The following is a 14,071-nucleotide window of genomic DNA, read 5'->3' as shown; positions in this document are numbered from 1 at the left end:
GGGGGAAGCGGCAAGCAAAGCGCACCGCAGGCACGATGTCCAGTGGCGGCGGCGCGAGGCATTTAGGCGGCGGCGCGGCTGCCGCGGCCGACACGCCCACGCGCACGCCGTGCCACAGCGGCAGCGGGGGACACCGGTCGCAATGTGCTGCTAGATTTCCTGCTGTACGGGTCCAGCGTGGTGAGCGGCGGGTTCGTGGTGTTCGACGACTACGGCGACCACCAGCACTCCCCGGAAGTCGGCCCTGCGGTCGACCTGCTCCGGGCCACTGGCTACTTCAACGGCTTCCACGTGTTGGGCTGCGCGCACGGGTTCGAGAACAGCTAGGTGCTGCAGCGCCACTGAGCCAACGACGCTGCGTCCGTCGCCGCGCGCGAGCTCACTCATTGCAGCGTTTGCGCTGCTCTGCGCAGGCGCGCTTGCCGGAAAATGCCCGTAGCGCGCGGACGATACCCGCCCGCGACGCCCATTCATCATTATCTGGTTCGCGTGATGCAACCGCGCCAGCGCAATCGCCGTAGAAGCGTGTGCACGGTCGCCTGGCCGGGCATTCCCTCAAGGAGCAACCCATGAAGATCCATTTGCTGGCCCTCGCCCTCGCTGGCCTCGTCGCGATGCCCGCCATGGCCGCTACCGGCCAAACCGCGATGCATGACCACGCCGCGATGACCGAGGCCAAGCCCAATCCGATGGTCGGCGGCGCCCCGATGTACGCGACCAAGGACATCATCGACAACGCGGTCAACTCCAAGGATCACACGACGCTGGTCGCCGCGGTCAAAGCCGCCGGCCTGGTGGACACGCTGAAGGGCGCAGGCCCGTTCACCGTGTTCGCACCGACCAACGCCGCCTTCGCCGCACTGCCGGCGGGCACCGTGGACACGCTGCTCAAACCCGAAAACAAGAACAAGCTGACTCAGGTACTGACCTATCACGTGGTCGCCGGCAAGCTCGATGCGACGACGCTGCTGGCGCAGATCAAGGCCGGCGGCGGCAGCGCCAAGCTGACCACGGTGCAGGGCGAAACCCTGATCGCCAAGACCCGCGGCGGCAAGGTCACCCTCACCGACAGCAAGGGCAATACCGCCCACGTCACCACCGCCGACGTGATGCAGAGCAATGGCGTGATCCATGTCGTGGACAAGGTTTTGATGCCGTAAGCACCCCTCGGGGAGTGCATTGGCGTCGCGGGGACGGCTACGGCCGTCCCCGTTTTGCGCCGTACCTTCGGCCGGCAGCGGACGGCGCTGCCTGCACACTTCAACGACGGACGAACTCGCACAGGCGGTCAGTCGCCGGCACTGGCTGCGCGCGGTGCCTGCATCTGCTCTGCCAGAACGCGCAAGTCGTGCACGAAGCCTCGATAGGCGGCATCGGCCGTATCGCCGCCACGCTGGCGCAGCACCCATGACGGATGCACGGTGGCCAGGGCGCGGGTGCCGTCGGCCAGCGCCTGCCACTGCCCGCGCTGCGCCATCAGCGCAAAGCTGTTGCCGAGCACCGCGCGCGCCGCGGTCGCGCCCAGGCACAGCACGATGCGCGGTCGCACCCGCGCCAGCTCCCCGGCCAGCCAGAAGCGGCACGCCTCGACCTGCGCGCGTTCGGGATTGCGGTGCAACCGCGCCTTGCCGCGCTGCTCGAAGCGGAAATGCTTGACCGCATTGGTCACGTACAGCCCGCCGCGGGCGATACCCAGCTCGCCCAGCGCACGATCGAACAGGCGCCCGGCCGGCCCGACGAACGGCCGCCCGCTCAGGTCCTCCTCGTCGCCGGGCTGCTCGCCCACCACCATCACCGACGCATCGTGCGGGCCTTCGCCGAACACGGTCTGCGTGGCCGGCTGCCACAGCGGGCAGCGGCGGCACGCGCGCGCGGCATCGCGCAGCGCCTCCAGGCTGTCACCGGCGTCGACATCGGCCTGCGGCGCTGGCGCCGGAATGCGTCGCCGCACCGGCTCCGGCGCACGTTCGGCCATCTCGCGCACGCGCTGCCCGGCTTCGCGGATCAGGCCCGGCAGCAGCCGGGTTTCCGGCAGGTTCTTCCAGTACTTCTGCGGCATTTCCTGACGCATCATGGTCGGGTTGAGCCGCGCCGGATTGAAGATGTTGGCGTAGTAGGTCCGCCACAGCGCATCCTGCGCATCGTCGGCCGGCGCATCGTCGCGCTGCGCCCCAGCCCCGAACTGGAGCATGGCGCCATCCCAGCGCACGCTGCGATACGGGGTCAGGATCGCCCAGCGCATCCCGGCGAAACGGCGCGCGAAGAACGGTGCGATACGATCGACGATGTGGTGCTCCGGCTCGAACCAGGCGACGAACGCCTCCTCCTCGCCCGGCACCTCGCGGAAGCGCACGAACGCCTTCATCTTGTGGCTATCGCGGCGCACCGCCTGCGCCCACTGCTGCGCCCGATGCACATCGACATCGGTGACCCGCTGCAACAGCGCCCGCTCGCCCGACGCGACGCGCCACAGCAACCGATACAACAACGCATGCCGCTGCGGATCGCGATGGCACAACACCGCCCCCGCCAACGCCAGGAATTCCGCGGACACCCGCGGCGCCGCCACCACCGCCGGCAACCCGCCCACCTCCGCCCCCGCCAACAACCCACCCTGCGCATCCCCCTCCCAGAGCAGCGACTCTGGCGCCACCTGCGCACACCACGCCGCCCGCGCCGCCACCCGCCACGCCTCCAGACTCCACCCCGGCACCACATCAGCCCGAAACACAGCCCAGCCCCCGCATCACCCAACCAACACCAAAGCAAAAGACAACAGCGCCCCCACCTTTGCCAATACAGCAACTACTGCTCTTGCTGTTGCTACTGCCGTTGCTGTTGCTGTTGCTGTTGCTGTTGCTGTTGCTGTTGCCAGTGATTTTGATCTTGACCTTTCCCGCCTTAAAGCGAGCCGAGCACCGCAGTGACGAGCGGCCGAAGAGGCGCCCCTGTCTGAGCGAAGCGAGTTTGGGCGCCGTGCCGCTCGTCGCGAGGAGCGCAGGGGACCGGTGCGGCTTCATCGCACCGGCTCGTGTCGGGCGGGAGCGGTTTTGGTTACTTTTGCCAAGACAAAAGTAACTCGCGCCGACCGGCGCGAAAGCTCTTGATCTTGCTCCAGCTTTTGCTCCAGCTTTTGCTCCAGCTGTTGCACTTGCCGTTGCTTCCGCAGATGCAGATGCAGATGCAGATGCAGCCACCATCGCAACAGACCCCCACCCCACCACGTCAATCAAACAACCCACCCTGCCGCGGCGCCGGCGCCAACTGCGCCCGCAACCGCTGCGGATCGTCCAACCGCCGCCGCGGATGATGATCGACCACACTGACGAACGGCAGCACCTTCTTCATCGGCATCCGCAACCGCGCCAGATCCCCCACCCGCAACCGCGCATGCCGCCGCGACACCAACAACCGTTCCACATTGCGCGTCCCCAACCCCGGCACCCGCAACAACATCTCCCGCGCCGCCGTATTCAGATCGACCGGAAACCGCTCCGGATGCCGCAGCGCCCAGGCCAGCTTCGGGTCCACGTCCAGATCGAGCATGCCGCTGGCCGCCTCCGGCGCGATCTCCTCCACCGAGAAATCGTAGAAACGCAGCAGCCAATCGGCCTGGTACAGACGATGCTCGCGCTGCAACGGCGGCGCCTGCAGCGGCAGCTTCGACGACGCATCGGGAATCGGACTGAACGCCGAGTAGTAGACCCGACGCAACCGGTAGTTGCCGTAGAGATTGTGGCTGGTGCGCAGGATCGCCCGATCGTCGGCGCCGTCGGCGCCGACGATCATCTGCGTGCTCTGCCCGGCCGGGGCGAACCGCGGCGGCTTGGCCCGGATCGTCTTCTCGGCCTTGCGCGCCTCCTTGTTTTCCTCGATGCGCCAGCGCAGCTCGCCCATCGCCGCGCGGATGCCGCCGACGTTCTTTTCCGGCGCCAACTGCGCCAGGCCCTGTTCGGTCGGCAACTCCACGTTGATGCTGAGCCGGTCGGCGTAGCGGCCGGCCGCGGCCAACAGCTCCGGCGCCGCATCGGGAATGGTCTTGAGATGGATGTAGCCGGCGAAGCGGTGCTCCTCGCGCAGCTGCCGCGCCACCTCCACCAGCTGCTCCATCGTGTAGTCGCTGTTGCGGATGATGCCGCTGGACAGGAACAGGCCCTCGATGTAGTTGCGCTTGTAGAAATCCAGGGTCAGCTTCACCACCTCGGCCGGGGCGAAGCGCGCGCGGCGCACGTTGCTGGACACGCGGTTGACGCAGTACGCGCAATCGAACACGCAGAAGTTGGTCAGCAGGATCTTCAGCAGCGACACGCAGCGGCCGTCGGGCGTGTACGAATGGCAGATGCCCATGCCCTCGGTGCTGCCGATGCCGCCGCTGCGCAGCGAATGGCGCTTGTCCGCACCGCTGGAGGCGCAGGAGGCGTCGTATTTGGCCGCGTCGGCGAGCACGGCGAGCTTTTCCAGGGTATTCACCCGCGGACGATGCGCGCTTGCCGTCTCAGCTTGTGAGACGGCGATGCGCCATCGGCTTCACCGCGATGAATCGCTCAGACCGCGGCACACCGCCGCGGCGGCCACCGGCTCAGGCGGCGAGGCGCTGCGCGCCGCCGTCGAAGCGATACAGGTCCATCGCGATCATCCCGGCGTCGATGCCGGCATCGATGCGCTGCGCGCCCAACCCGCCCTCGCCGGCCGCACCCATCGCGAAGTAGATCGGCAGCCAGTGTTCGTCGGTGGGATGCGCGCGTTCGGCGAATGGCGCTTGCCGGCGGTAGTCGAGCAGCGCCGGCAGGTCCTCGCGCGCCAGCGCCTGCTCCACCCAGCCGATGAAGGGGCGCACGTAGGGCGCGTCCTTGCCGTCGGCGTAGCGGCCGAAGTCGTGCAGGTTGTGGGTGATGCTGCCCGAGCCGACCAGCAGCACGCCATCCTCGCGCAGCGGCGCCAGCGCCCGGCCCAGCGCCAGCTGATGGGCCGGGCCCAGCTCGGGCTGGATCGACAGCGGCACCACCGGGATGTCGGCCAGCGGATACAGCAGCGACAGCGGCACCCACACGCCGTGGTCCAGGCCGCGGCGTTCGTCCAGGTGGGGCTGCAGGCCCGCCCGATCGAGCCGCTCGGCGACCTCGCGCGCCAGCGCCGGCGCGCCCGGCGCCGGGTACTGCATCTCGTGCAGTTCACGCGGGAAGCCGCCGAAGTCGTGGATGGTCTGCGGCTGCGCGGCGCCGCCGACCAGCGGCCGCCGTCCCAGCCAGTGCGCCGAGGCCACCACGATTGCGCGCGGGCGCGGCAAGGTCGCCGCCAGTTCGGCCAGCCGCGCACCGACCAGCCCCGGATGCAGCGCGGTCATCGGCGAACCGTGCGAGATGTACAGCGAAGGCAAGCGGGACATGATGGGTCTCCAGGGGAATGAGGCGGCGGCGATGCCGGGCGACGCGGCCGCCGGCAATCGGCACAGCCATGCATCGCGTCGCCGACGCCGGCGGTCGCGATCGTCGGTCACGGCGCCAGGGACCCAGGGTATTCCCGACCCGAGGGGAGATAAATTACCCTCCGACCGGATATCTATTTCAGGAACGGCAACAATGGATACGCTGGATGCGATGCGCGTGTTCGTCACCGTGGTCGATCGCAACGGCTTCAACGCCGCCGCCGACGCGCTGGGCATGTCCACCGCCAGCGTCACCCGGCAGGTGGCCTGGCTGGAGAAGCGGCTGGGCCTGCGCCTGCTCAACCGCACCACCCGCCGGGTCAGCCCGAGCAGCGTCGGCACCGGCTACTACCAACGCTGCCAGGTGCTGCTGGCCGAGTTCGACGACATGGAGGCGGCGGTCGGCGAGCAGGCGCTGACCCCGTCCGGCACGCTGCGGATCAACGCGCCCTTCAGCTTCGGCATCGCCCGGCTGGGGCCGCGCCTGGCCGGCTACCGGGCGCGCTATCCGCAGGTCGCCCTGGACCTGTCGCTGTCGGACCGGCTGGTGGACATCGTCGAGGAAGGCTACGACATGGCGATCCGCATCACCCGGCAGGTGACCCCGACCCTGATCGCGCGCAAGCTCGGCGAGGTGCAGGCCTTCTTGTGCGCCGCGCCGGCCTACCTGGAGCGCGCCGGCACGCCGCGCCTGGCCGCCGACATCGCCGGCCACGAGTTCCTCAACTACAGCTACGTGCCGCTCGACGAGTTGCCCCTGCGCGGACCCGACGGCGAGACCCGGGTGCGGGTACACGGCGGGCTGCGCGCCAACAGCGGCGACGTGCTGCGCGAAGCCGCCATCGCCGGCATGGGCATCGTCGTGCAGCCGGACTTCATCGCCCAGGAGGCGCTGGAGGACGGGCGCCTGGTGCGGGTGCTGCCCGACCACCAGCTCGAACCGATCGGCGTGTACGCGGTCTATGCCAGCCGCAGCCACCTGGCGCCGAAGGTGCGCAGCTTCATCGACTACCTGGTCGAGGTCGGCATCGAACGCGAGATGCACGCCGACGCGACGCCCTGACGCCGACGCCGCGGACGCCGGTCGGACACAACATCCCGCGCGTGGCGATGATCCAAGCGGCGGCGCATGCGCACAATGCCCGCGCTTCCCCCGCCACTTCAGGAGCTCCCCCATGAGCAAGATCGCGATCGTCTATTTCAGCGGCTACGGCCATACCGCCAAACAGGCCGAAGCCGTGCACGCCGGCGCCGCCAGCGTCGGCGAGGCCACCCTGTACCGCATCGACCAGGACGGCAACCTGCCGGACGCCGCCTGGGAGGCGCTCGGCCAGGCCGACGCCATCGTCTACGGCAGCCCGACCTACATGGGCGGGCCGGCCTGGCAGTTCAAGAAGTTCGCCGACGCCAGCTCCAAATCCTGGTTCTCGCAGGCGTGGAAGAACAAGATCGCCGCCGGCTTCACCAATTCGGCCTCGGTCAACGGCGACAAGTTCGCCACCATCGCCTACTTCTGGACCCTGTCGCAGCAGCACGGGCAGATCTGGGTCGGCACCGGCCTGCTGCCGTCCAACACCAAGGCGCACGGCCCCGCCGACACCAACTGGACCGCCGGCTCGGCCGGCGCGCTGGCGATCTCGCCGTCGGATGCCTCGCCGGAGGAAGCGCCGCGCGCCGGCGACCTGGAAACCGCGCGCCTGCTCGGCCAGCGCGTGGCCGAATACGCGGCCAAGCTCAAGGGCTGAGCCGCGCTCCTGCGTCGCCACCGCCACGGTGGCGACGGCAGGCCGCCGGTTGCGCGCGGCGGCGGCCGAGCGTGCCGCCGCTACCCTGCCGGCGCGTTCGCCGCGCGCAGATGGTCGATGAACACGCGCAACTTCGGCGCCAGGTGTTCGCGCGCCGGGTAATACAGATAGAAGCCGGCGAACGGCTGCTGCCAGTCGTCGAGCACGCGGACCAGGCGGCCGGCGCCGACGTCGGCGGCAACCACCGATTCGAAGCCCTGCGCCAGGCCCAGGCCGGCCAGCGCCGCGGCATGGGTCAGCGCGCTGTCGTTGAACACCAGGGTGCCGCTCACCTCCACCTCGAAATCGCGGCCGTCGCGGGTGAATTCCCAGGCCATGCGCCGGCCATTGCTCATGCGGTGCACGATGCAGTCGTGGTCGACCAGGTCGGCGGGCGTCTGCGGCAGCGGATGGCGCTGGAAATAGGCCGGCGCGGCGACGATCACCTGGCGCTGCATTGGCCCCAGCGGCACCGCGATCATGTCGCGCGCCAGGCATTCGCCGAGGCGGATGCCGGCATCGAAGCCCTCGGCCACTACATCGACCAGCGCCGCGTCCACGCACAGTTCCACTTCGATCTGCGGATAGCGCGCCAAGAACGCCGGCAGCCACGGCATCACCAGTTGATCGGCCACCACCCGCGGCAGGGTGATGCGCAGGCGCCCGGCCGGGCGCTCGCGCACCGTGTCCAGGTCCAGGAACGCCGCCTCGATCTGCGCCAGGCCCGGCCGCACCCGTTCCAGGAAGCGCGCGCCATGTTCGCTCAGCGCCACCCGACGCGTCGTGCGATGCAGCAGGCGCACGCCCAGCTGCGCCTCCAGCGCACGCACCGTCTGCGACAACGCCGAGGCCGAGACGCCGAGCTCGTTGGCGGCGCGGGTGAAGCTGGCATGGTGGGCGACGCGGGCGAAGGCGACCACGGCAGGCAGGGGACTGGCAGCCATTGTGAAGCTCAACTTCAAGGAAGATGCAGACTATGCCAGTTTATCCGCGTGGTCGCGCGGCGCATCCTGCCCATCCCGCGGTACCGACCGCTTGCCAGGAACCTCCCCATGTCGCTCGACCACTACCGCCTGCTCGGCCGCTCCGGCCTGCGCGTCAGCCCCATTTCGCTGGGCACGATGACCTTCGGCAACGACTGGGGCTGGGGCGCCGACGAAGCCGAAGCCGGACGCCTGTTCGCGCGCTACGTCGAACGCGGCGGCAACTTCATCGACACCGCCAACACCTACACCAACGGCAGTTCCGAAGCCCTGCTCGGCAAGTTCGCCGAAGGCCGCCGCGACCGCTTGGTCATCGCCAGCAAGTACACCCTCAACCCCTTCCCCGGCGACCCCAACGGCGGCGGCAACCACCGCAAGAACCTGCTGCAGTCGGTGGAGGCCAGCCTGAAGCGGCTGCGCACCGACTACCTGGACCTGCTGTACCTGCACATCTGGGACGACACCACGCCGGTGGAGGAAGTGATGCGCGGCTTCGACGACCTGGTGCGCGCCGGCAAGATCGTCTACGCCGGCATCTCCGACACGCCGGCCTGGCAGGTGGCGCGGATGCAGACCCTGGCCGACCTGCGCGGCTGGTCGCCGCTGGTCGCGCTGCAGATCGAATACAGCCTGGCGCAGCGCACGGTCGAGGCCGAGCTGGTGCCGATGGCCGAGGCGCTCGGGCTGGCGGTGCTGGCCTGGTCGCCGCTGACCATGGGCATCCTGACCGGCAAGTACAGCCGCCAGGACCTGGCCGCGGTGCAGCGCCGCGCCGCGGACGGCCAGGCCGGCGCCGAGCGCGGCGATGCGGCGCATGCGCACGAGATGCTGACCGAGCGCGCGCTGGACATCGCCGACGTGGTCAAGCAGGTCGCCTCGGAACTGGGCCGTTCGCCGGCGCAGGTGGCGCTGGCCTGGCTGCTGCAGCGGCCGGGCGCCGGCGCGATTCCGATCGTCGGCGCGCGCACCCTGGCGCAGCTGGACGACAACCTCGGCGCGCTGGACCTGCAGCTGGACGCGCAGCAGTTGCAGCAGTTGGATGCGGTCAGCGCGGTGGCGCTGCCGTTCCCGCACGCGTTCGTGCGCCTGCCGGTGCCGCGGCAGTTGGTGTCTGGCGGCACCCGCCTGCGGCCGCGCACGCCGGCGATCTGAACCGCGCCGGCAACGCGTGGCCGAACGCGGCACTGACTCTGCGCAAACGCATGCCATGGCATGGTCGGCGCCTGCGCAGATCGCGGCGCGGCGGCGCGTTTGCAGGATCGGACAAGGATCCTGCGCGATCGCGATAACGCACCGCCGCGCCGCGCCCGCATCCTCCCTGCCCCGCGACGACAGCGTCCGCGCTGCGTCTTTTTTCTCCCCCGTCTCCCCCGACTTCCCGACAGGAGCTTCCCGATGCAAACCCGCACCCTCGGCCGCAATGGCCCCCGCGTGTCCGCCCTCGGCCTCGGCTGCATGGGCATGAGCGCGTTCTACGGCGGCCGCAGCGACGACGCCGCCTCGATCGCGGTGATCCACGCCGCGCTGGACCACGGCGTCACCCTGATCGACACCGCCGACATGTACGGCCCGCACACCAACGAAGTGCTGGTCGGCAAGGCCCTGGCCGGACGCCGCGACCAGGCGTTCCTGGCCACCAAGTTCGGCATCAAACTCGACCCCAACGATCCCAGCGTGCGCGGCGTCGACGGCCGCCCCGAGTACGTGCAGGCCGCCTGCGAGGGCAGCCTGCAGCGCCTGGGCGTGGATCACATCGACCTCTACTACCAGCACCGGGTGGACCCGAACGTGCCGATCGAGGACACGGTCGGTGCGATGGCGCGGTTGGTGGAGCAGGGCAAGGTGCGCTTCCTCGGCCTGTCCGAGGCCGCCGCCGGCACCATCAGCCGCGCGCATGCGGTGCACCCGATCACCGCGCTGCAGAGCGAGTACTCGCTGTGGTCGCGCGATCCGGAGAGCGACCAGGTGCTGGACACGGTGCGCGAGCTGGGCATCGGCTTCGTGCCCTATTCGCCGCTGGGCCGCGGCTTCCTGACCGGCGCGATCCGCTCGCCGGAGGACTTCGAGGCCGACGACTACCGCCGCCATTCGCCGCGCTTCCAGGGCGAGAACTTCGCGCGCAACCTGCAGCTGGTGGAACAGGTGCGCACGCTGGCCCAGGCCAAGGGCGTCACGCCGGGCCAACTGGCGCTGGCGTGGGTGCTGGCGCAGGGCGAGGACATGGTGCCGATCCCGGGCACCAAGCGCCTGGCCTACCTGGAAGAGAACCTGGGCGCGCTGCAAGTGACGCTGAGCGCCGAGGACCTCGCGCAGATCGAGGCGATCTTCCCGGCCGACGCCGCCGCCGGCACCCGCTACCCGCCGGCGATGATGGCCACCCTGCAGCGCTGACCCGCTGTTGCGAACCGGCCGCGCCGCGCCTGCGGCCGGCCGACACGCGGCGCGGGCCGATTTGCCCGCGCCGCGCCGGCGTCGCATGATGCCGGACGTGATCTCGTTCATCGTTCCCGCCCACGACGAAGCCGCCCTGATCGGCGACACCCTGGCGTCGCTGCATATCGCCGCCGAAGCCTTGCGGCTGGACTACGAGACCCTGGTCGTCGCCGATGCCTGCAGCGACGACACCGCGCAGATCGCGCGCCGCCATGGCGCGCAGGTGCTGGACGTGCAGTTGCGGCACATCGCCGCCACGCGCAATGCCGGCGCCGCCGCCAGCCGCGGCCGCTATCTGCTGTTCGTCGATGCCGACACCCGCGTCAACACGCCATTGCTGGCCGCGGCGCTGCGCGCGTTGCACACCGGCGCGGTGGGCGGCGGCGCGCAGGTGCAGTTGCTCGGCGCCGTCGCCTGGCACGAACGCGTGGCGCAAGCCGTGTTCGGCTGGCTGTTCCGCCGCACCGGCATCGCCCCGGGCTGCTTCCTGTTCTGCACGCGCAGCGCCTTCGTCGCCGCCGGCGGCTTCGACGAGCGCTACTACGCCGGCGAGGACGTGGCGCTGAGCCGCGCGCTGGCCCGCCACGGCCGCTTCGTGATCCTGCGCGAGCCGGTGCACACCTCCGACCGCAAGCTGCGCAGTTTCAGCAAGCGCGAGCACCTGGGCCTGCTGCTGCAGTTGCTGCGCCGCGGCCGCGGCATGCTGCGCTCGCGCGAGGCGCTCGGCTTCTGGTACGGACAGCGCCGCGGCCGCTAGGCGCGTCGCCCATTGCCGCATAGGCCGCATTGGGCCTGCAAAGCGGTTGCGCCCGACTTGGGCGACTTTCTACTATCGGCAAATGGGCGAGAACAGCAACCTGGCGATCAGGAACGCGGCGATGGCGGACCGGCAGGCGATCGTGGCGTTGCTGGCGGCGCTGGACTATGCCGGAACCGAGGACTTCATCGAGGCGCGCCTGGCGCAGCTGCTGGCGCATCCGGACCAGGCCTTGTTGGTGGCCGCCGCCGGGGACGACGTCGTGGGTGTGTTGTCGCTGCATTTCCTGCCGCAGTTGGCCTTGGCCGGCGACATCTGCCGCATCAGCTATTTCTGCGTGGACGATCGCGCGCGCGGCGCCGGCGTGGGGCAGCGTTTGCTGGCGCAGGGCGAGGCGTTGGCGCGGCTACGCGGCTGCGACCGCCTGGAGGTGCACTGCCATCGCCGCCGCGAACGGGCGCACGCCTTCTACCGGCGGGAAGGCTTCGTCGAAGCGCCGAAATACTTCGCCAAGTCGCTGCATGATTGAGTCGGCTGTCTGAGGCCGCCAGCGACAGACAGCGCCGCGAGTTCCCCAAGAGCGGTTGCCGGCGCCGATCCGCTGGCAGTACGCTGCGCCCCCTTTGCCCGAGCTTTGGCGATGACCGTCGAACCCAGCAGGCCCATCGCGGTGCGCATCCTCGGCACGGGCGACTATCTGCCGGCGCGGCAGGTGGCCTCGGACAGCTTCGACCGGCGCTGGGGCAAGCCCGCCGGCTGGACCCTGCGCCATGCCGGGGTCGGCGTGCGCCACTACGCCGGCGCCGAGGAACCGGCCTCGCTGATGGGCGAACGCGCCGCGCGCGCGGCGCTGGCGGCGGCGCAGCTGGAACCGGGCCAGGTCGATTGCGTGATCTCCGCCTGCAGCCTGATGGAGCAGGCGATCCCGTGCAGCGCCGCGTTGCTGCATGCGCGGCTCGGCCTGCAGGGCAGCGGACTGGCCGCGTTCGACGTCAACGCCACCTGCCTGAGCTTCATCGCCGCGCTGGACCTGGCCGCCTGCGCAATCGCCGCCGGCCGCTACCGGCGCGTGCTGATCGTATCCAGCGAGATCGCCAGCGTCGGCCTCAACGGCGAGGACATGGACACCGCGCCGCTGTTCGGCGACGGCGCCGCGGCGGTGGTACTGGGCGCGGACAGCGGCGACAGCGGTTCGCAGTTGCTGGCCGCGCACCTGGAAACCTATTCCGAAGGCATCGAGCATTGCCGGGTCCGCGCCGGCGGCACCCGCCTGCGCCTGGAACACGGCGTGGAGGCGTTGCGCGCCGGCTCGCTGTTCGAAATGAACGGCCGCGCCACCTACCGGCTCGCCGCCGCGAAGTTGCCCGGGTTCCTGCAGCGGCTGCTGGACAAGGCCGACGTCGACCTGGAGCAGTTGCAGCGGATCGTGCCGCACCAGGCCAGCGCCAAGGCGCTGCGGCACCTGCAGGTCGCGCTGCGGCTGGCGCCGGACACGCTGGTCAACGTGATCGGCGCGCGCGGCAACCAGATGGCCGCGTCGATCCCGAGCGCGCTGCACCAGGCCATCGCCGACGGCCGCATCGTGCGCGGCGACCTGATCGGCCTGGTCGGTTCCGGCGCCGGGCTGGCGTTCGGCGGCGCGGTGCTGAGGTACTGACATGGCGCGCATCCTCGTCACCGGCGCCTCCGGCTTCATCGGCGCGCACATCGTCCGCGCCCTCGCCGCCGAAGGCGCGCAGGTCCGCGCCAGCGGCCGCAATGCCGCCGCGCTGGCCGCCTTCGCCGGCGATCCGCGCATCGACGTGGTCCGCGCCGAACTGTGCCGCGACGACCTGGCGCCGCTGCTGCACGGCTGCGACGCGGTGATCCACTGCGCCGCGCTGTCCGCGCCGTGGGCCAGCGCCGAGGTGTTCCGCCAGGCCAACGTGGTCGCCACCGAGCGCATGCTCGCCGCCGCGCAGCGCGCGCAGGTGCGCCGCTTCGTGCACTTCAGTTCGCCCAGCATCTATTTCCGCTTCGCCGACCAGTACCAGGTGAGCGAAGAGTTCACCCCGCCGGCGCGCTGGATCGGCGGCTATCCGCAGACCAAGTGGGAAGCCGAGGAGAAGGTGCGCGCCGCCGCCGCGGCCGGGCTGCCGGCGCTGGTGCTGCGCCCGCGCGCGGTGTTCGGTCACGGCGACAACGCGATCGTGCCGCGGCTGCTGGCGGTGGCGCAGCGCGGCCGGTTCCCGCTGGTGCACGGCGGGCGCGCGATGATCGACGTGTGCTGCGTGGAGAACGCGGTGGCCGCGGCGCTGGCCGCGCTGCGCGCCGAGCACGTCGGCGACGGCCGCGCCTACAACATCAGCAACGGCGCGCCGATCGCGGTGCGCGACCTGCTCACAGAACTGTTCGCGGTGCTGCAGCTGCGGGTGCGCCTGCTGCCGGTGCCGCGCGGCCTGGCGCTGGCGCTGGCCACGGTCGGCGAGCAGATCGCGCTGCGCCGGCGCGGGCAACCGGAGCCGCGGCTGAGCCGCTACGGCATCGGCGTGCTCGGCTATTCGCAGACGCTGGACATCGGCCGCGCCCGGCGCGAACTCGGCTACGCGCCGGTGCTGTCCACCGAGGCCGGGCTGGCGGCCCTGGCGCGCAGGTGAGGCGGTCCCGGCCAGCCCATGGCCCGGCCTGCCCGGCATCGCCCGCCGACGCA

The 14,071-nt window shown here is 70.6% G+C and carries 14 protein-coding genes; 10 read left to right on the top strand and 4 right to left on the bottom strand.

Annotation, left to right across the window (positions count from 1 at the left end; genetic code table 11):
• Positions 1 to 144 precede the first annotated feature (144 nt).
• Together VDQ83_RS08235 and VDQ83_RS08230 are read left to right on the top strand one after the other, a co-directional pair.
• Complete coding sequence (locus tag VDQ83_RS08235) at positions 145 to 327, top strand: hypothetical protein (RefSeq protein WP_455434537.1); 183 nt, start codon at positions 145 to 147, stop codon at positions 325 to 327.
• Between the two features lie 287 nt (positions 328 to 614).
• The gene (locus VDQ83_RS08230; RefSeq protein WP_455434556.1) at positions 615 to 1,160 is read left to right on the top strand and encodes a fasciclin domain-containing protein; all 546 of its coding nucleotides are present in this window, start codon (positions 615 to 617) and stop codon (positions 1,158 to 1,160) included.
• A 128-nt stretch (positions 1,161 to 1,288) separates the two neighbouring features.
• Here VDQ83_RS08230 and VDQ83_RS08225 read toward each other — a convergent pair whose 3' ends face one another.
• The 3 genes from VDQ83_RS08225 to VDQ83_RS08215 all read right to left on the bottom strand — a co-directional run bounded on the left by VDQ83_RS08225 (position 1,289) and on the right by VDQ83_RS08215 (position 5,386).
• Entirely contained in the window at positions 1,289 to 2,731 is a 1,443-nt protein-coding gene (locus tag VDQ83_RS08225) for a UdgX family uracil-DNA binding protein (RefSeq protein ID WP_455434536.1), read from the bottom strand.
• 494 nt (positions 2,732 to 3,225) lie between these two features.
• On the bottom strand, positions 3,226 to 4,470 hold the full coding sequence (locus VDQ83_RS08220; protein ID WP_455434535.1) for a putative DNA modification/repair radical SAM protein: 1,245 nt from the start codon (positions 4,468 to 4,470) through the stop codon (positions 3,226 to 3,228).
• Between the two features lie 109 nt (positions 4,471 to 4,579).
• Positions 4,580 to 5,386 carry a DODA-type extradiol aromatic ring-opening family dioxygenase gene (locus VDQ83_RS08215; RefSeq protein ID WP_455434534.1) on the bottom strand — a complete coding sequence of 269 codons (807 nt, stop codon included), beginning with the start codon at positions 5,384 to 5,386 and terminating at the stop codon, positions 4,580 to 4,582.
• Between the two features lie 193 nt (positions 5,387 to 5,579).
• Here VDQ83_RS08215 and VDQ83_RS08210 point away from each other — a divergent pair, with 193 nt between their 5' ends.
• Positions 5,580 to 6,488: a LysR family transcriptional regulator gene (locus VDQ83_RS08210; RefSeq protein ID WP_309918893.1), complete on the top strand. Its 909-nt coding sequence runs from the start codon at positions 5,580 to 5,582 to the stop codon at positions 6,486 to 6,488.
• Between the two features lie 112 nt (positions 6,489 to 6,600).
• Entirely contained in the window at positions 6,601 to 7,170 is a 570-nt protein-coding gene (locus VDQ83_RS08205) for a flavodoxin family protein (protein ID WP_455434533.1), read from the top strand.
• 80 nt (positions 7,171 to 7,250) lie between these two features.
• Here the strand turns inward: VDQ83_RS08205 and VDQ83_RS08200 are convergent, their stop codons facing one another.
• Positions 7,251 to 8,153 carry a LysR family transcriptional regulator gene (locus VDQ83_RS08200; protein ID WP_455434532.1) on the bottom strand — a complete coding sequence of 301 codons (903 nt, stop codon included), beginning with the start codon at positions 8,151 to 8,153 and terminating at the stop codon, positions 7,251 to 7,253.
• A 108-nt stretch (positions 8,154 to 8,261) separates the two neighbouring features.
• On the opposite strand from VDQ83_RS08200, the gene VDQ83_RS08195 reads away from it, so the two are divergent.
• The 6 genes from VDQ83_RS08195 (at position 8,262) to VDQ83_RS08170 (ending at position 14,018) form a co-directional block, all read left to right on the top strand.
• Positions 8,262 to 9,344: an aldo/keto reductase gene (locus VDQ83_RS08195; protein WP_455434531.1), complete on the top strand. Its 1,083-nt coding sequence runs from the start codon at positions 8,262 to 8,264 to the stop codon at positions 9,342 to 9,344.
• Between the two features lie 243 nt (positions 9,345 to 9,587).
• A complete protein-coding gene (locus tag VDQ83_RS08190; RefSeq protein WP_455434530.1) occupies positions 9,588 to 10,583 on the top strand; it encodes an aldo/keto reductase in 996 nt (331 codons plus the stop codon).
• A gap of 97 nt (positions 10,584 to 10,680) precedes the next feature.
• A complete protein-coding gene (locus VDQ83_RS08185) occupies positions 10,681 to 11,382 on the top strand; it encodes a glycosyltransferase (protein WP_455434529.1) in 702 nt (233 codons plus the stop codon).
• An 82-nt stretch (positions 11,383 to 11,464) separates the two neighbouring features.
• Positions 11,465 to 11,911 carry an N-acetyltransferase family protein gene (locus VDQ83_RS08180; RefSeq protein ID WP_455434528.1) on the top strand — a complete coding sequence of 149 codons (447 nt, stop codon included), beginning with the start codon at positions 11,465 to 11,467 and terminating at the stop codon, positions 11,909 to 11,911.
• Between the two features lie 111 nt (positions 11,912 to 12,022).
• Positions 12,023 to 13,039 (top strand): 3-oxoacyl-[acyl-carrier-protein] synthase III C-terminal domain-containing protein, encoded by a 1,017-nt coding sequence (locus VDQ83_RS08175; protein WP_455434527.1) that lies wholly within the window; start codon positions 12,023 to 12,025, stop codon positions 13,037 to 13,039.
• A gap of 1 nt (position 13,040) precedes the next feature.
• The gene (locus tag VDQ83_RS08170; RefSeq protein ID WP_455434526.1) at positions 13,041 to 14,018 is read left to right on the top strand and encodes an NAD-dependent epimerase/dehydratase family protein; all 978 of its coding nucleotides are present in this window, start codon (positions 13,041 to 13,043) and stop codon (positions 14,016 to 14,018) included.
• Positions 14,019 to 14,071: the final 53 nt, after the last annotated feature.

This window comes from Xanthomonas sp. WHRI 7945, assembly GCF_035026585.1.
Note: the sequence above shows the minus strand (reverse complement) of the source record. Positions and strands in the feature narration are given on the sequence as shown.